General features: G+C 66.4%; 13 protein-coding genes. 9 read left to right on the forward strand and 4 right to left on the reverse strand.

Going from position 1 to position 16343, the window contains the following annotated elements; translation table 11 throughout:
* Positions 1 to 192: 192 nt before the first annotated feature.
* The 5 genes from AC6I0Y_RS10355 to AC6I0Y_RS10375 all read left to right on the forward strand — a co-directional run bounded on the left by AC6I0Y_RS10355 (position 193) and on the right by AC6I0Y_RS10375 (position 6061).
* Positions 193 to 2808, forward strand: a complete 2616-nt coding sequence (locus AC6I0Y_RS10355) for a molybdopterin-dependent oxidoreductase (RefSeq protein ID WP_497731645.1) — start codon at positions 193 to 195, stop codon at positions 2806 to 2808.
* Positions 2809 to 3363, forward strand: coding sequence for a 4Fe-4S dicluster domain-containing protein (locus AC6I0Y_RS10360; RefSeq protein WP_497731648.1), 555 nt, complete (start codon positions 2809 to 2811; stop codon positions 3361 to 3363).
* Positions 3360 to 4241, forward strand: coding sequence for a dimethyl sulfoxide reductase anchor subunit family protein (locus AC6I0Y_RS10365; RefSeq protein ID WP_497731650.1), 882 nt, complete (start codon positions 3360 to 3362; stop codon positions 4239 to 4241). The genes AC6I0Y_RS10360 and AC6I0Y_RS10365 overlap by 4 nt, the downstream gene beginning before the upstream one ends.
* Positions 4242 to 4294: 53 nt before the next feature.
* Positions 4295 to 4867 (forward strand): TorD/DmsD family molecular chaperone, encoded by a 573-nt coding sequence (locus AC6I0Y_RS10370; RefSeq protein WP_497731653.1) that lies wholly within the window; start codon positions 4295 to 4297, stop codon positions 4865 to 4867.
* A 372-nt stretch (positions 4868 to 5239) separates the two neighbouring features.
* Positions 5240 to 6061, forward strand: coding sequence for a YczE/YyaS/YitT family protein (locus tag AC6I0Y_RS10375; protein WP_497731656.1), 822 nt, complete (start codon positions 5240 to 5242; stop codon positions 6059 to 6061).
* Between the two features lie 301 nt (positions 6062 to 6362).
* Here AC6I0Y_RS10375 and AC6I0Y_RS10380 read toward each other — a convergent pair whose 3' ends face one another.
* The 4 genes from AC6I0Y_RS10380 to AC6I0Y_RS10395 all read right to left on the reverse strand — a co-directional run bounded on the left by AC6I0Y_RS10380 (position 6363) and on the right by AC6I0Y_RS10395 (position 9308).
* Complete coding sequence (locus AC6I0Y_RS10380; RefSeq protein ID WP_497731659.1) at positions 6363 to 7205, reverse strand: hypothetical protein; 843 nt, start codon at positions 7203 to 7205, stop codon at positions 6363 to 6365.
* The gene (locus AC6I0Y_RS10385; protein ID WP_497731661.1) at positions 7198 to 8277 is read right to left on the reverse strand and encodes a ComEC/Rec2 family competence protein; all 1080 of its coding nucleotides are present in this window, start codon (positions 8275 to 8277) and stop codon (positions 7198 to 7200) included. Before AC6I0Y_RS10385 ends, AC6I0Y_RS10380 begins: the two co-directional genes overlap by 8 nt.
* Before the next feature lie 94 nt (positions 8278 to 8371).
* On the reverse strand, positions 8372 to 8749 hold the full coding sequence (locus AC6I0Y_RS10390; RefSeq protein ID WP_497731663.1) for a HepT-like ribonuclease domain-containing protein: 378 nt from the start codon (positions 8747 to 8749) through the stop codon (positions 8372 to 8374).
* On the reverse strand, positions 8730 to 9308 hold the full coding sequence (locus AC6I0Y_RS10395; RefSeq protein ID WP_160709415.1) for a nucleotidyltransferase family protein: 579 nt from the start codon (positions 9306 to 9308) through the stop codon (positions 8730 to 8732). Before AC6I0Y_RS10395 ends, AC6I0Y_RS10390 begins: the two co-directional genes overlap by 20 nt.
* Positions 9309 to 9604: 296 nt before the next feature.
* Between AC6I0Y_RS10395 and AC6I0Y_RS10400 the strand changes: the two genes are divergently transcribed.
* From AC6I0Y_RS10400 to AC6I0Y_RS10415, 4 genes are all read left to right on the forward strand, one after another.
* Positions 9605 to 11050, forward strand: coding sequence for an LCP family protein (locus tag AC6I0Y_RS10400; protein WP_497731666.1), 1446 nt, complete (start codon positions 9605 to 9607; stop codon positions 11048 to 11050).
* Positions 11051 to 11172: 122 nt separating this feature from the next.
* Positions 11173 to 12888 carry an RNA-binding domain-containing protein gene (locus tag AC6I0Y_RS10405; protein ID WP_497731669.1) on the forward strand — a complete coding sequence of 572 codons (1716 nt, stop codon included), beginning with the start codon at positions 11173 to 11175 and terminating at the stop codon, positions 12886 to 12888.
* A gap of 198 nt (positions 12889 to 13086) precedes the next feature.
* The gene (locus AC6I0Y_RS10410) at positions 13087 to 13554 is read left to right on the forward strand and encodes a universal stress protein (RefSeq protein WP_497731672.1); all 468 of its coding nucleotides are present in this window, start codon (positions 13087 to 13089) and stop codon (positions 13552 to 13554) included.
* A gap of 600 nt (positions 13555 to 14154) precedes the next feature.
* On the forward strand, positions 14155 to 15993 hold the full coding sequence (locus tag AC6I0Y_RS10415; protein ID WP_497731674.1) for a DUF4012 domain-containing protein: 1839 nt from the start codon (positions 14155 to 14157) through the stop codon (positions 15991 to 15993).
* The last annotated feature ends 350 nt before the right edge of the window (positions 15994 to 16343 follow it).

Genomic DNA, 16343 nt, shown 5'->3' on the forward strand with positions numbered 1-16343 from the left:
GACGAACCCTCTTCGGAGCAGGGCGAAAATAGGCCCGCGAACTCAAAATCATACGTCCTGATGACACGGTTTCCCCTTTTCACCTGTCGTGATGATACCTCCGACCTCCCCTCTTGGATGAAGCTGGAGCCGCGTCCCCGCCACGACGGGCGGAGACGAAGAGCGGTTCACCGAATGAGAAGGAGGGAAATCGTGGAAGAGAGGAACGCACCGAGGGAGATCGTCCCCCTGAGCCGTCGCCGCTTCCTCCAGTGGAGCGCGGCGATAGGCGCCGCGGGGTGCGCAGCCCAAGCGGGCTTCGGCGCCTTCCGCCCTCTGGAGGCCCAGGCCGAGGAGCCCAACGGGGAATGGCGCAACGCCTCGTGCTGGTTCGACTGCGGCGGAAACTGCGTCAACCAAGCCTACGTGAAGGACGGCGCGGTGCTCTACCAGCGCACCGACGTGAGCGGCGACGACACGCCCGACATGCCCCAGCAGCGCGGGTGCCACCGCGGGCGCTCCATGCGCACGCTCGTGTTCGGGGCCGACCGTCTGAAGTACCCCGTGAAGCGCAAGCACTGGGAGCCCGGCGGCGGCGATCGCTCCCTTCGCGGCTGCGACGAGTGGGTGCGCATCAGCTGGGACGAGGCGCTCGACCTCATCGCCGCCGAGACCAGGCGCATCGTGGACACCTACGGCAACACGGCCATCCTGTCGTCGGAGCGCAGCGGCCCCGGGCGTTTCTTCAACGCCATCGGGGGATCGACCACCATGTGGTCGTGCTGGTCCTCGGGCGGCTTCTACTGGACGTCGCAGAAGATGGTGGGCGGCGGCTGGCCACGCCATGCGCTCACGCTCTCCGACCGCTTCGAGTACTACGACTCCAACCTCATCGTTCTCTGGGGCCACAACCCCGTCTGGTCGAGCCAGGGAAACCCCATCCTCACGTTCCTGGAGGCCAAGCGCCGGGGAGCCCGCATCATCGTGGTCGACCCCATCTACCACGACTCGGCCAAGGTGCTGGCCGATGAGTTCGTGCCCGTGCGCCCCTGCACCGACACCGCCCTCCTGCTGGGCATCGCCCATGAGATGATCAGCAACAACCTGCAGGATCAGGCGTTCCTCGACACCTACACCATCGGATTCGACGCCGACCACATGCCCGCCGGCGCGAACCCCGAGGACAACTTCAAGGACTACGTGCTAGGCACCTATGACGGCGTGCCGAAGACCGCCGCGTGGGCCAGCGAGATATGCGGGACGCCCGTCGAGCAGATCAAGTCCCTCGCCTATGAGATGGCCACCACCAAGCCCATGGCCCTCACCTGCAGCCGCGCGCCAGCCCGCACCGCCAACGGCGACCAGTTCGCCCAGGCGTTCCTCACGGTGGGATGGATGACGGGCAACGTGGGCAAGCGCGGCGCCATGGTGGGGCACGTGGTCACCTCCAACGTGGGGTCAGGCACGGGCGGCCCTTGGCTCATCAGCGGCGGCGCCACCAAGGTTCCCGCCATCAAGAACCCGGTGAGCCCCTACGAGTACTACACCATCGACCCGGCCGATACCTCCGACTGGACGTGCATCAACCACTCTGAGATCTGGGACGCAGTCATCGACGGCGAGTACCATGCCGGCGCGCGCGGCGTGCTCCCCATCAACATCCAGATGATCAACCACATCGGGCGAGGCGCCACGCTCAACCAGTCCCCGGCGACCAAGCGCGGCATCGAGGCCCACCGCAAGGTGGAGTTCGTGGTGGCCAGCGGCTACCACATGAACACGAACTGCCGCTACGCCGACATCGTCCTGCCCGCCTGCACCCGCTGGGAGGAGCCGGGCGACACCCTCCTCTACACGAAGACCAACCGCGAGACCATGCTGTCGGCCCAGCAGATCTGCGAGCCCCTGTTCGAGGCGCGCACCGACGCGTGGATCGACGAGGAGCTGGCCGCCCGCATGGGCGTCGACCGCGCGCTCATCAACCCCCTCTCGCTTGAGCAGGTGGGATGGAACCGCATCAGCGGAGCCACCGTGGTGCTGGAGGACGGCGTGACCAAGGCACCGCTGTTCACCCTGGAGGCCGACGACATCCCCGAGGGCGTCGAGGGCAAGCCCCAGGAGGGCACGTTCTCCTATAAGCAGTTCCTCGAGGACGGGTTCTGCCGGGTGGAGCGCCACGAGGGCGACAACTACGGCTACACCGCGCTGAAGGACTTCGTGGACGACCCGGTGGCCAACCCCCGCCCCACCCCTTCCGGGAAGCTGGAGATCTACTGCCAGGGCATCGTCGACTTCGTCGACGCGGTGGGCTTCACCAAGAAGTCGCCCATCGCCAAGTACGAGGTGCCCGCAGAGGGATACGAGGACACGCTGGCCGACTGGGAGACGAAGGAGCCGGGCGAGTTCCCCTTCCAGCTGGTGACGCTGCACTGCCTGCGCACCGTGCATTCCTCGTTCGACAACGTCCCCTGGACGCGCGAGGCGCACCCCAACGACTTCCAGATGAACAGCGCCGACGCCGCGCGGCTCGGCATCGAGAAGGGCGACACCGTCCTCATCCGCAGCCGCTGGGGCTCCTGCCTGCGTCGCGCCGACGTGAGCGAGCGCATCATGCCGGGCGTGGTCAAGCTGGACGAGGCCACCTGGGTCGACGTAAACGAGGAGACGGGCATCGACCGAGCCGGCTGCGCCAACTACCTGGTAGGGCCCCTCAAGTCCGGATCGGGCATCCAAGCCTGGAACAGCTGCAACGTCAGCGTCGAGAAATGGGACGGCGAGGCGCTCGATCCCGACTGCCTGTGGCCGCAGCGTATCGTGGAGGTGGGATAAATGGCTCAGAAAGGCTTCTACTTCGACATGACGTCATGCACGGGCTGCAAATGCTGCCAAGTGGCGTGCAAGGACGTCAACGACCTGCCCGTCGGGCGGTTCTTCCGCGAGGCCCGCGACTTCGAGGGCGGCACGTTCCCCCATATGTGGGCGGCCACCGTACCAATGGGGTGCAACCACTGCGACAACGCGCCCTGCGCGGCCAACTGCCCCACCGGGGCCATCAGTAAGGATCCGGAGACGGGACTGGTCATCCAGGACCGCGCCCGCTGCATCGGATGCCGCATGTGCGAGTGGTCATGCCCCTACGGCGCCCCCTCCTGGGACGAGGCGGAGAAGCGCATGGGCAAGTGCGACGGGTGCAAGGAGAAGTTCCTCGACAAGGGCATGGAGCCCGCCTGCGTGGGCGCCTGCTCTACCCGGGCGCTGCGCTTCGGCGACATCGACGAGCTGCGACGACAGCACCCCGACGCCGTGAGTGACCTCTCGGTGCTGCCCCCGTCCTCGCTCACCCACCCCAACTACCTGACGACTCCGAAGGAGGCTTTGCGATGAGCTACGAGTGGCCCCTCCTCATCTTCACGTTTCTGACCGCCGCCTCCGTGGGAGCATTCATCTGCGGGGGAGGCGCCCGGCTGCTCATCGAGCACGCCGGCGGCGACGCGAGCGCATCCGAGCGCCGCTTCCCGGCGGCCGCCTTCTTCGGCGGCTGCGCCCTCGTGCTGGCCGCGGGGCTGGCAGCGTCGATGGCGCACCTCGGCTCCATCCTGGGCGCGCCGACGGCCCTTCTGAACGTGGGCAGCTCGTGGCTCTCCCGCGAGGTGCTCATGGGAGCCCTCTCCCTCGCGTGCATGGCCGTCACCGCCCTGCTGGCCTGGAAGGCGAGCGGCAGCGTCGCCACCATCTCCTGGGCCGTCTCGGCCGTGGTGGCCGTCGGGTTCCTGGCCAGCGCGGGCAACGCCTACCTGCTGCCCACCATCCCCTATTGGAACACGCCCGCCACGCCGCTGGGGCTCATCATCGGCTCCCTCATGGCCGGATGCGCCGTGGCGTCAACCGTCACGCTGTCCCTTGCGAGGGGTGACGAGGCGGCACGCGGCCGCGCCATCGGCTTTGCCGTGGCCGGCGCGGCGCTGCTCGGGCTTCTGGGATTCGCGACGGCCTTCGGCTTTGGGCTGGCGGGCGCCGAGGGGCCGGCCGGCGTGGCGTCCATCGCCCTGGCCACGGGCGTCCAGGCGCCCCTGCTGCTGGCCGAGGCCGTCTGCGGGGCCGCCGGCGCCGGTCTCCAGGCCGCCGGGGCGCTGCTTGCCGGGCGCGCGGGCTCCGAGGGGCTGGGACGCGGGCTGTCCCTGGCGGGATGCGCGCTGGTGGTCATCGCCCTGCTGCTCGCCCGCGCACTGTTTTACTCCTGCTCCGTCAACCTTCAGTATTAGCCAACCGGGGGCGCCGAGGCGAGGCGCCCCCCTCTTTGGCGAAAGGACGCGCCATGGATAACGATGCCAACCTCACGGTCCGCGAGGCGGTTGCCCGTCTGGGATTCCTCTCCCAGGCGCTGCGCCAGGCGCCCACCGGGGAGATGATGACGGCGTTGCTCGGGCAGCCTGCGACCGAAGCCGAGGCGACTGAGGCGGCCCGCGACTTCCAGCGCCTGCTCGAGGGGCCGGAGAAGCCGCTCTGTCCGCCATGGGAGTCGGCCTGGATGAGCGAGGACGACCTGCTCTTCCAGCGGGAGACCCTCGAGGTGCGCTCCTGCTACCGGCGCCATGGGCTCGCGATTGCGGGCGCGGGGCGGGAGCCCGAGGATCACATCGCCTTCGAGCTGGCTTTCTGCGCTTTCTTGTTGGATAGCCTCGCTGACACCGAGGACGAGGAGGAGGCGTGCTCCCTGAGCGCGGATCTCCGCGCCTTCCACGAGGAGCACCTTGGGCGCTGGAGTGCGGGATGGGCGCGCTCGCTGGCCGAGCGGGCCCGCACGCCCTACTGGCGCGAGCTCGCCGCGCTGCTCGCGGAGGAGCTTGCCGCGCTGGAGGCGCTTCTTGGGAGCGGGCTGGGCCGGTAACCGGGCGCGGATGCGGGCGGGGCAGCCGGGTGGCCGAGGCCGGGGTAGTCGGGCGGCTCGGACGACCGGGGTACCACCGAAGCAGCGGGTCCCGCCCTTCCCGACGGCGTGATGCGGCAAACTGCACGGTTTTTGCGACTTTGCGACAGTCCGGCCCCGATTTCGGCGCTCGCGACGACCATGCGCAGCGGCCCCTCACGAGACGCCTTCCCGCGACCTGCGGAAACGTCCCGACCGCGTGCCGCCTGGCGCGGACGCCTGTCACAAAGTCGCAAAAACCGTGCAGTTTGCCCCCCCAGGGCCAAGCGGCGCCTGTGCCGCCTGCCGGTGAGGGCCGATCGGGCAGAGCAGCTTGGTGCTACACTTCTGGCTATGGGACACTTCAAGACGACATGGGGCGCGCGCTTTGGCGGCGTCCGCGCTAACTTCTGCCTGCGGATATTGATCATGACGGCGGGCGCCATCCTGGTGGCGCTGGGCATCGCGCTCTCGAAGCACTCGTGCATGGGAACGGCAGCCATCTCGTCGATGCCGGCCGTGTTTACTGACGTATCAGCTGCCCACGGCGCCGAATGGATGACCATGGGCGCGTGGACCTTCCTGCTCAACCTTCTGTTCCTGCTGGCGGAGATCGTCCTGCTCCGTGGCGAGTTCAAGCCAATCCAGGTGCTGCAGCTTCCCCTGTTTCTCGTCCTGTCCGTCGCGGTGGACGCGTGGCTTTGGGCGCTCTCGTTCGTGCCGGCCGACAGCTACCCGCTGCAGGCAGTGTTCCTGGCCCTCTCCATCATCACACTCGCGCTGGGCATCAACCTGCAGCTGGCTCCCGATCTGGTGATGTGCCCCGCAGACGCCATCGTCCAGGTGGTGTCGTACGTATCGGGCCGACCCTTCCCGAAGTGCAAGGTGCTCATCGACGTCACGCTAATGTCCGCAGCGGCAGTGGTCTCGTTCGCGGCCCTCGGCGGCTTGCATCAGGTGCGCGAGGGCACCATCATCGCTGCGTTGCTGGTCGGCCGCGCCGTGGGCCTGTGGGGCCGTGCGCTCAAGCCCACGCTGGCGTGGCTGATCCCTCCGTCGCCGCGCACGTTCATCGCGCCGCTCATTCCGAAAGACGGCACGCGAGCGCGAAACGCGAGCAAGCGCATGGTCGTGGAAGACGCCGAGGCGCAGGCGCAAGGAGCCGCGGCGCACTAGCGCGAGGCGACGCAAGCCGAGATGCCGAGGCGGGCGGCCCGAGGCCGATGGCCGCAAGAACGCAAAGGCACCCTGACCTTTTTGCGCAAAGCTCTGCTGCAGATTGGACAAAAACGACGACTTGACGACAAGAACTCGCCGACCTCAGGCATCCTTGCCGCTTGGCGGATCTGCCCGCTTTTGCGACCTGGGCAAACATGCAACGACGCCCGGCATGAGAGTCACCGAGCGTCGTCAGATCGTCATTTTTTGGCCAATTTAGGGCGCCGTTTCGCACAACCCCATCTCACGCCGACGGCCATCAGCCGGGGCTGCAGACCTTGCAGGGAGCGTATCCCTTCGCGCGGGCGTCGGCATAGTCGATGGGGATCTTGCTCTTGCTGAGGTGGCGGCAACCATCGCGGTGATACTTCTCGCCCGTATTGGTAATGTAGACCGTATGCGTACTCTTCTGCGCTGCCGCGGCTTCCTCCTGGGCCTTGCGCTGGGCCTCTGCCGCCGCAGCTGCAGCCGCAGCCTCCTGGGCCTTGCGCCCCTCCTCAGCAGCCTGGGCCTCCGCCGCAAGGCGGGCCTCCTCGGCAGCACGCGCCTCCTCGGCAGCCCGGGCCTCGGCGGCGGCCTTCTCTGCAGCTGCGACCTCCATCGCCTCACGGTCGACCTTTGCGGCCAGCACGACCTCCTGGCCCTCCTCCCCGTCATAGACGCAGCTGGCCGACGTGGGCACGCAGAGGTACGCGTCATCGTAGGGCGCATCGGCCTCGACGGAGAAGCGGTAGGTGCCCGGATCACAGCTCAGGTCGTAGACATGCCCCGGCAGAGCCCGGTACTGGCGCGAGAAGTCCTCGCCGTCGGCCCCCTCGCCCTCCACCTTTATCACGAGGGGCACGTCCTGGAACTCATCGTCGTCCAGGTTCACCGTGAAGGTAAGCCGCGGATCAGACGCGGCCTCCCCGCCTGGTCCGGTCTGCGCCAGGCTCTGCCCTTCGCCATCGGCGGCAGGAGACTCCGGCTGGCATCCAGGCAGACAGGCCGCCCCCACGCACAGCACGAGCGCCAGCGCGACGGCCGACAGGGGCCGGCTGGCGACGGGCACCCCCTTCCCGAAGATGGCGGCCAGCAGCCGCGCGTTGCGCTTCCTACTCATCGATCGATCCCTTCGTCGTAAGGACTATGCCGTCGCCGGTGGAGACGGCCAGGATGTCACCACCCTGGTCGGTACGCAGAACGCTCGCTCCCTGGGCTGTCAGGCGCCTAAGCACCTCGTCGGTCGGATGCCCATAGGAGTTGTCCCCCACCGATATGACCGCATGCTGCGGGGCAACGGCTGCCAAGAAGGCGGGCGACGAGGCGCCAGCCGAGCCATGGTGTCCTACTTTCAGTACATCAGCATGCAGGTTGGCGCCTGCGGCGACCAGGTCAGACTCCTCCTCGCGCTCGGCATCGCCGGTGAAGAGGAACGAGTCGTCGCCATGGTCGATGCGCAGCACAAGCGAGTTGTTGTTGTCATCTGACGCTGGACGCACGGGCCCGAGGAAGGTGACGCGCGCCGCGCCCAGGCTGAAGCTGTCGCCCGGTGCGGGGATGGTGATGGGGACGCCCTGGCGACCGAGCCGCTCGCAAAGGCTGCGCCAGGTGCGCGTGTCCGATTCGGCAGTGGGGCTGTAGAAGGTGCCGCAGGCGGCTGCCTCGAGCGCGCCGGAGATGCCGCCGGCGTGGTCGGCGTCGGGGTGGGTGGACACGAGGTAGTCGAGCCGCGCGACGCCGAGGCGCCGCAGCACGGAATAGACGGTCGACGACGCCTGGGGAGGCCCCGCGTCGATGAGCAGCCACTGGTCGTCGCAGCTGATGAGCGCGCAGTCGCCCTGCCCAACGTCGATGAAGCGCACCTTGAGAAGCGACGCATCAGGGGCAGGCGCGGAAGCGGCGTCGCCCGTGCCGGCGAGGGGCGCGGACGAATCTGCGGCGCCCTCGCCCGCGTCTACGCCGGAGGGCGCGTCGCTCGCAGGGGCCTCGACCTCCTCTGCCACCTCCACCGCACGCTCGACGCGCGGCTCCGACGCGGCACCACCGGACTCCCCCGAATCTCCGCCCGCCGCGCATCCGCCGAGCGCCAGCAGGCCCACCGCAACGACCAGCGCCGTAATGCGTAAACGCGTCTTTACAAAGCGCCCCGAGCGCACGTCATCACCGCCCCGCGGCGCGCCGAGAAAAACCATGGGATCCCCTCTCGATTCAGCCGTCTCCCCTGCTCAACGACCCTCCCTTACCAAGGATGCTACCCTATCCCCCACTTCGGCACAACTTCGAAGGCTATTCGAGGTCAACCCCGACATCATCGCAATACCGGCGGCACGTGCTCAGCAGCGCATCGAACTCACGCTCGATGACCGCCCATATTATCTCCGCGTCAACATCTCCGTAGGCATGCGCCAGACGATTGCGAACCCCCGACGCGCCTGCGGTGTTGAACCCATACGAGCTCGCCAGTTCGTCATCCAGGCGCCCGACCTCCTCCGTCACGCGAAGAACCCGATTCATGAATCCCTCGGCCAGCACCTCATCCTGATCATTCCCCGGATGAAGAAAACGCGCCTTATCAAATGACAAGGCTCCGAGCTGGCGCTGCGTCTGGACGATAACATCGTAAATCTCCTGGATACGCGCAAGGTCAGTCGGTTTTGCGCTCATATACGAGCACCTTCTCTCGGTCGATAGCTGCCGCAAGCGCCTCGTTCGCCACATCGGCGGCCGACACTACGTCGCATTCCCTCCCCGTCTCCTGCTGCACGATCTTCGCAAAGTGACTCAGCTCGCGGAGGGTGAACCCCTCCCCCCGGTCAATCACAAGACGCACATCGACATCACTCCCCGCCGTTTGCGACCCACGCGCGAACGAACCGAAGAGGTAGGCACGCTCGATAGCCGGGAAGAGTGACGCGGCCTCGGCAACCGCCTCCCTCACCTTCTGCGCCTCCCGCGCCGCCGAAACAGGCGCCTGGAGAAGCGCCGATAAGTCATCGAGAAGGGCCCGGTACTCGCCAACGCGCGCATCCGCGCCTTCGCACCCGCCCTCGTCGCCGCCACGCTGCAGACCCTTCTTGATAAGGAAGAGGTAGGCATCGGTTTTTCGCACGCCGTGCTCCCGCGCGAAGCCATCCACCTCATCCGCCAGATCCGCAGGAACGCGCAGAGAGACCGGCACCCGGCGTTGAGCGCCTATCGCAGAGGAAATGTCGCTATGTCGCATGGCTCCCCCTTCCATTCGCAAAGTAATACCATTTGTCATACATATTGTATTACGAATTGTATTATACATGGGCCACCTCCCGCGAAAACCCCTCATGCAGGCGGGTTGGCTTCGACGTGGAAATGGCGTGGGACTGGGGCGGACGTGGTAGGATGAAGGCGACGAGAGGCCGGCGACGTCGGGGGACGCGCGGCCGAGCGCGCGCCGACGAGCGGGCGCCACTACGGATCCACGGCGTCGCGCCTCGGCGCGCGCCCGACTCACCGAGGAGGCAAGGCGCCTCGGCGCCGAACGCTATGGCGAGCAACAATCCCAGACACAACGCCCAGGCAGGCCGGCGGCACAACCCGCAGCGCGGGGGCGATGCGGCCGGCGGGCAGGGCATCCGCACGGGCCAGGGCATCCACTATCAGCCCTCGGGCGGGGACGACGCCTTCTACGCTGACGGCGGAGGCTTCGACGGCGGCCGGGGCGGCGGCACGCCCGGCAACCCGCGGGCGCGGGCCGGAGCGGGTGGGCGACGTACGTCTGCCCAGACCGTGCGCATGAACGCTGGGGCCGCAGGCGGAGCGGGCGGCGGGCAGCAGCCGGGTCGCACCATCGCCATGCCCCCGACCGGAGGACGCGGCGGACGTCGCGGAGCGACGGCCCCGACGCCGGCTGCCGGCATGGTGCCGCCCGGCACCACCGCCAAGCGCCGCGGGAAGCACAAGAAGCTGAAGGTGGCGCTTGGGATCGTGCTGGCGCTCGCCCTGGTGGGCGGCGGCGCCTTCGCCTTCTGGATCGGGGCCCTCGACCGCGCCCTCGGCTTCAACACCGAAGCCGAGCGCCAGGCGCTGCTCGACAAGCTGGCGCCCACGCGCGGCGACGACGCCTACTACGTGGCCATCCTGGGTAGCGACGCGCGCAAGGGCGACACCACTAGCCGCAGCGACGTGACCATGCTCGCCCGCATCGACCAGAAGAACAAGGTGGTCGACCTCATCTCCATCCCCCGCGACACCATGGTGACCATCGAGGGACACGGCACGCAGAAGATCAACGCCGCCTTCGCCTTCGGCGGCGCACCGGGGGCCGTGGACTGCATCTCCGAGTTCGCCGGCGTCCCCATCAGCCACTATGTCGAGGTGCACTTCGACGAGCTGAAAGACGTGGTGGATCTGCTCGGCGGCATCACCGTCACCGTGCCCGAGAGCTTCAAGGCCGGCAACGGCGGCATGAGCTTCAGCGCCGGCGAGCAGCGGCTCAACGGCGACCAGGCGCTGGCCTTCGCGCGTGAGCGCTACAACGTGTCCGGCGGCGACTTCGGCCGCGCCCAGGCGCAGCGGCTCATCATCATGGCCATCATCCAGCAGGTGCTCGACGCCCCGCCCACGCAGCTGCCCGGGCTCATCGGCGAGCTGGCCGGCTGCGTGACCACCGACTACTCCGTCGGCGACCTGGTGGGGCTAGCCACCAAGTTCCAGGGGAGCGGGCTCGTGATGTACCAGGCCGCGTGCCCCAGCTACTCGCTGAGCCAGGGCGGCGTGAGCTACGTGGGCACCATGTTCGACGAGTGGCGCGCCATGATGAAGCGCGTCGACGCGGGCCTCGACCCCACGGACACCTCCGCAACCATTCCCGAGCCCCAGGCCTCAAGCACCACGCTCGGCGCCGCCACCAACTCCGCCGCGCCCAAGGACTACCGGGCGCTCGCAGCCAAGGCCGGCCTGACCACCGACGACGTGGCAAGCGCGGGATAGCCCTTTAGTTCAATATTCGCTAACGATAAGGGCCCTATATTTACCATATAGGGCCCTTATCGTATCAATTTAGGCTTATAATTTGCTAATAGTTTTACTTATAATGCAAGAAAGGCGACTTTATGAATGAAAATGAGCTTATATTATTGCTTAATTCGCTCAATCGCCATTCGGAAAATGAGATTCTCGAGCTTAAAGAGGCCAAAGACTCATTTCGGATAAAGGATTTGGGAAAGTACTTCTCCGCGCTTAGCAATGAGGCCAACCTTCGCGGTGCTTCGAGCGCCTTCCTCGTATTCGGCGTGCAGGACGACGGCAAGACCTGCGGTACCTCGTTTCGCCGCGAGGCCCAGATGCCCAGCAAAGGACTCCAAAAGCTCAAGAAGGAGATCGCCGAGAACACCAACAACCGCATCACCTTCCGCGAGATCTACGAAATCGAGCATGAGGGAAAACGCGTTATCGTATTTGATATTCCTGCGGCAACACGCGGCATCCCCACCCAGTGGGCAGGCGCCGCCTGGGCGCGCGAAGACGAGGACCTCGTCCCCCTCCCCATCAGCAAGATCGACGAGATTCGCCAACAACCGCCTGCGGACTGGAGTCGGCAAGTCGTCGAAGGGGCGACCCTGGCCGACCTCGACCCCGAGGCCATTGGCGTCGCACGGAAAAAGATGCGCGAGCGCTATGGCGATCGCGAGGGGATCATCGACGGGCTCGACGACAGCGAGCTGCTCGACAAGGCCGGCATCACTTTCCGCGGCAAGATTACTCATACCGCCCTGCTGCTTCTGGGCACGCCGGAGTCTGCCAAGCTCATTGCCGGCGCCCTTCCGAAGATCACGTGGTCTCTCTACGAGGCAACCGGCACCATACGCACCTACCAGCACTTCGAACCACCGTTCCTGCTGCGCATCGACGACCTGATGGCGAAGATCCGCAACGAGGAGATTCAGCTTCTCGCGAATCCCGATTCACTCATTCCCCTCACCACTACCGAGTACAACGACTGGTCCCTGCGCGAGCTTGTGGGAAACGCCATCGCCCACCAGGCCTACGACCGCGGCGGCAAGGTGAACATTGAGGAATTCCCTGACCGAATTTCATTCCTCAACGAGGGCGGGTTCATCCCTGGCAGCCTTGAGAAGGCGCTCGAGCAGGGGTACAAACCGCCCTTCTACCGCAACCCCTTCCTCGTGGATGCCATGCTGAGCGTGAGAATGCTCGACCAGAACGCCATGGGCATTCGAACGATATGCGAGAAGGCGCGCGAGCGCGACATGCCGCTGCCGACCTACGATCTGTCGGATCCTCAGCGCGTGCGGGTAGACCTCCCCAACCACGAGATCAACCCGACATACACCCACCTGCTGTTCGCGAACCCCGATCTCCCCATCCTTACCGTGCTTGCCCTCGACAAGGCGCAGAAGGGCCTGCCGCTCGGCGCCGACGAGCGCGCTGATCTCACGGCGCGCGGATTCATCGAGGAGGACGGCGGGCGGCTCCGCCTTGTTGAGCCTCGCGCAAGGAGAGCCCCGTCGCCAAGCTCGCACGATACGGCTCCCGAGGCGAAGGCTTCCGCACGTCTCCTCAGCAAGAGAGAGCTTGACGACCTCATCTGCCAGACGATCATCGACGAGCTGAGGGCCCGAGGGGCCGCCTCGCGCGTGGGCCTCACCGACGCCGTCAGTCGGCGACTGCTGAACCTGGGGGCGCTAGACGCAGACCTGAAGCCCGTTAACGGGAAGAAGATATACCGTCTCCTTCGATCGCTCGAGGAGGCAGGCGTCGTGCGAAGCGAGGGAAACACCCGAGCTACTAGGTGGATGCTCGTCTAGGGGAGCCTGCGGCCGGCGCTTAAGCGCAGCCGCCCCCCGTCGGCGGGGCCCCGTGCTCCGCTGGCTTTCCTAACCCGATTCGTCAACGAACGGGTTGCTGGGCGGCGGCGGGTTGGTGCCGATTCGTCTCGGAGGGCGTCGCGGGTGCGCGGGCGGCATAGCATGATTCCAACGGCAGACGAGCCTTGGGAGGTCATTATGGTATTCGCGAACATCCTGGTTGCGTACGACGGATCCGACCACGCGAAGGCGGCGCTCGAGATGGCGCGGCAGTTCGCCCTCGAGGGCGAGGATGTGCGGCTGCGTCTGCTAACCGTCGTCTTTCCCGCCGATGTCGACCCCGGCATGTACTACGACGGCACCATGGGGCCCGACGTGGAGAGCCTCGAGCTCGATCAGGAGATGGACAAGGCCGCTCAGACCCGCGCGCTTGACGAGCTCCACGAGGCGGCCGCCACGCTAGAGGGCATCCCCGCCGACCGTATCGCCTGCGATGTCGAGCTGGCCCCCGCCGCTGCCGAGACCATCGCCGCCTTCGCGAAGGAGCACGGCTGCGACCTCATCGTCATGGGCCGTCACGCCAAGCGCGGCATCCTCGACTTCCTGGGCAGCACCGCCAAGGCCGTCATGCGCAAGACCGACCTGCCGGTGCTGACGGTGGAGTAGGAATAGCTTCCGGCTTTGACCTCCCCTTTTCTGGCGGTTGCTCATCCGAATACTCTGTGTTCGGGTCATCCTTCGCCTGGTATCCACTCTTGGCTGGTATCATTGTGACTATCTGTTCAATGCAATTCGCGTGCCTGATCACACGGGCATTTAACCAGGACGAAGAGGAGCATCATGACGGATAGGTTTGACGAGGGCTTCCCGCCTGAGCGGCGTCGCCCCCAAGCGGGAAGCCATAACCCGCGCCAGCAGGCCCGGCAAGCTGCCGGCGGAGACCCGCACGGAAGCCGGGGCGGACGAGCTGCGCAGCGCGCAGGCCAGCCTGCGCCTCGGCCCCAGGGCGGCCGCGAGCAGCGAGCCGCCGGCCAAGGGGCCCGCCCCGCAGCCGCCCCCAGCAACAACCCGCGGCTGAATGCGTCGCGCAGCGGCCAGGCTGGCGCCGCACAGCCCCGCGAGCAGCGAGCCGCTGGCGCCGGCAGGCAGCATTCGCAGCGCCCCGCCGCGCAAAGCCAGCCCGCCGCCCGGCCTTCCGCCCGCGGCGGCCGTCGCTCCGGCGTCAACGTCCCACGTGGGCAGCGCCCCGGCGCCCGCCCCGCCGGTATGGCACCCGTCGGTCAGCGGGGCCAGAGCGGCTTCACCGGCTTCGGCAACTACCAGGAGATGATGGCGCCGCCCGCCAAGAAGCGACGTCGCAAGTGGCCCTTCGTCGTCCTGGGCGTCATCGTGCTGCTGGCGGTAGCTGTGGGCGTGTCCGGATTCACCATGCTCAACTCCGCCAAGACCTTGAAGGCCCAGGCCAACACCGTGATGACCAGCGTCTCGGGCATCAAAGACCAGATTGTCGGCGGCGACTACGCCGGTGCTGCGGCGGCCGCGAAGAAGATTGACGACACCGCCAGCGCCATGCAGTCAGAAATGGACGGGCCACTGTGGGGCCTTGCGTCCGCGCTGCCCGTGGTGGGGCCCGACATCCAGAACGTGCGCACGGTGGTGGCCACGCTGAAGGACGCGTCTTCCAACGCGCTCATGCCGCTGACCAGCGCGCTTGAGGCCAACCCGCCCTCGGCCCTCATCACGTCGGAAGGCGCCATCGACGTGGCCGCATTGGGCCTGCTGCTCGACTCGCTGCAGCAGGCAGCGCCCGTCATGCAGCGCTGCACCGACACGCTGTCGAACATGACGCCCATGAACATTGACCAGCTCGAGGCCGTCATGGGTCCCGCGCGTGAGAAGATCGTCGGCATCAACGACACCTTCCAGCAGGCGAACGCCTTCGCGCCCCTGGTGGGCACGCTGCTGGGCGTCGACGGCGAGCGCACGTACCTCATCGCCGCCCAGAATTCCGCCGAGATCCGCTCGAGCGGCGGCTTCCCCGGTTCCATGGGCACGCTCAAGATCAACAACGGCGCCATCTCGCTTGACGACTTCGCCACCGTCTACGACATGCTTACTGATACCACACCGTCATCTGTCCAGTTCACCGAGGCAGAGGTGGCCCTGTTCGGCAATTGGATGACCGTGCCGCGCGACGCCGGGTTCGACCCCGACTTCCCCACCGTGGCCAACATCTGGGCCACGTCCTACACGGCGCGCACGGGCAATTCCGTAGACGGCGTCATCGGCATCACGCCGTGCGTCGTGCAGAAGATCCTGGCCATCACCGGGCCCATCAAGCTCTCCAACGGCACCGAGCTCAACGGCCAGAACGCCACGAAGGTGCTGCAACATGATCTGTATTGGAAGTATCTGAGCGGCACGCCGACGGAAAGCGGCAACCAGATCTGCGACGCCCTGTTTGCCGAAGCAGCTGACCTCTCGTTCAAGAACCTCATCGGCAACATGAACTCCGAGACGCTCATGAAGTTCGCCACCCTCATGATGGAGTGCATGCAGAGCCGCGAGACCATGCTGTGGCTCACCAACGAGACGGATCAGGTCACCATCCAGGAGATCGGCTGGTCGGGCTCGCTCGACACCACACCGGAGACCCCGGCGGTGGGCGTGTTCTTCAACCTGTGGATCGGCTCCAAGCTGGGCTGGTACCTCGATCTGAACAACGAGATCCTCGGCAAGACGGCCAACGCCGACGGCACGGTGTCCTATGAGGTCAAGACCACCTTCACCAACACGGCCACCCAGCAAGAGGTCTACGACGGCGGCCCCTACATCATGGGCAAGCTCGACGGCTTCCAGAGTGGCGACATGATCCCGCAGATCTACCTCTACGCCCCGGCTGGCGGCACCATCACCAACCTAGTCGCCAGCGACGGCTCCGCCCTCTCGTCAACCACCCAGGCCGGCCTGGAGGCCTACCTCTGGTTCCGCCCGAGCCTGCTGCCGTCAAAGAGCATCACCCTCACCTACACGGTGACCACCGCCCCCAACCCCGAGGAGGATTTGGCGTTCTACCACATGCCCACGCTGACGGCGTACCGGTAGGCGATAGACATCACTGCAGAGAAAAGGCCTCACATTGCCTCCACAATGTGAGGCCTTTTCTATGTCGTAATAAATTCATTTATTACGACATCCTTTGCCTAAATTAGGCTATCTGGCGGTTTTATTGCGATATGCAATCGAGAGGAGGGGGCATGCCGTCCCCCAGCGCAGAGCCTAGCATCTCAGAGCGACAGGCTCAGAGAATCCTCCACCAACTACACGAGGAAGGACTCACCACACGAGAAGGGCCTAACAAAGCAGGTCGAGGGATAGCCTCAGAGAACGACTTCGATATTCTCAGAGAGACGTCACGCCAGATGACAACCATCGCTAGCTCATCCAAGAAGGAA

The sequence above is a fragment of the Adlercreutzia sp. St.1H8 genome, assembly GCF_059728655.1.

Excerpts from the sequence above, each read along its gene's own strand:
- AC6I0Y_RS10360 (WP_497731648.1), top strand. The coding sequence starts at position 2,809 with ATGGCTCAGAAAGGCTTCTACTTCGACATGACGTCATGCACGGGCTGC.
- AC6I0Y_RS10365 (WP_497731650.1), top strand. The coding sequence starts at position 3,360 with ATGAGCTACGAGTGGCCCCTCCTCATCTTCACGTTTCTGACCGCCGCC.
- AC6I0Y_RS10370 (WP_497731653.1), top strand. The coding sequence starts at position 4,295 with ATGGATAACGATGCCAACCTCACGGTCCGCGAGGCGGTTGCCCGTCTG.
- AC6I0Y_RS10375 (WP_497731656.1), top strand. The coding sequence starts at position 5,240 with ATGGGACACTTCAAGACGACATGGGGCGCGCGCTTTGGCGGCGTCCGC.
- AC6I0Y_RS10380 (WP_497731659.1), bottom strand. The coding sequence starts at position 7,205 with ATGAGTAGGAAGCGCAACGCGCGGCTGCTGGCCGCCATCTTCGGGAAG.
- AC6I0Y_RS10385 (WP_497731661.1), bottom strand. The coding sequence starts at position 8,277 with ATGGTTTTTCTCGGCGCGCCGCGGGGCGGTGATGACGTGCGCTCGGGG.
- AC6I0Y_RS10390 (WP_497731663.1), bottom strand. The coding sequence starts at position 8,749 with ATGAGCGCAAAACCGACTGACCTTGCGCGTATCCAGGAGATTTACGAT.
- AC6I0Y_RS10395 (WP_160709415.1), bottom strand. The coding sequence starts at position 9,308 with ATGCGACATAGCGACATTTCCTCTGCGATAGGCGCTCAACGCCGGGTG.
- AC6I0Y_RS10400 (WP_497731666.1), top strand. The coding sequence starts at position 9,605 with ATGGCGAGCAACAATCCCAGACACAACGCCCAGGCAGGCCGGCGGCAC.
- AC6I0Y_RS10405 (WP_497731669.1), top strand. The coding sequence starts at position 11,173 with ATGAATGAAAATGAGCTTATATTATTGCTTAATTCGCTCAATCGCCAT.
- AC6I0Y_RS10410 (WP_497731672.1), top strand. The coding sequence starts at position 13,087 with ATGGTATTCGCGAACATCCTGGTTGCGTACGACGGATCCGACCACGCG.
- AC6I0Y_RS10415 (WP_497731674.1), top strand. The coding sequence starts at position 14,155 with ATGGCACCCGTCGGTCAGCGGGGCCAGAGCGGCTTCACCGGCTTCGGC.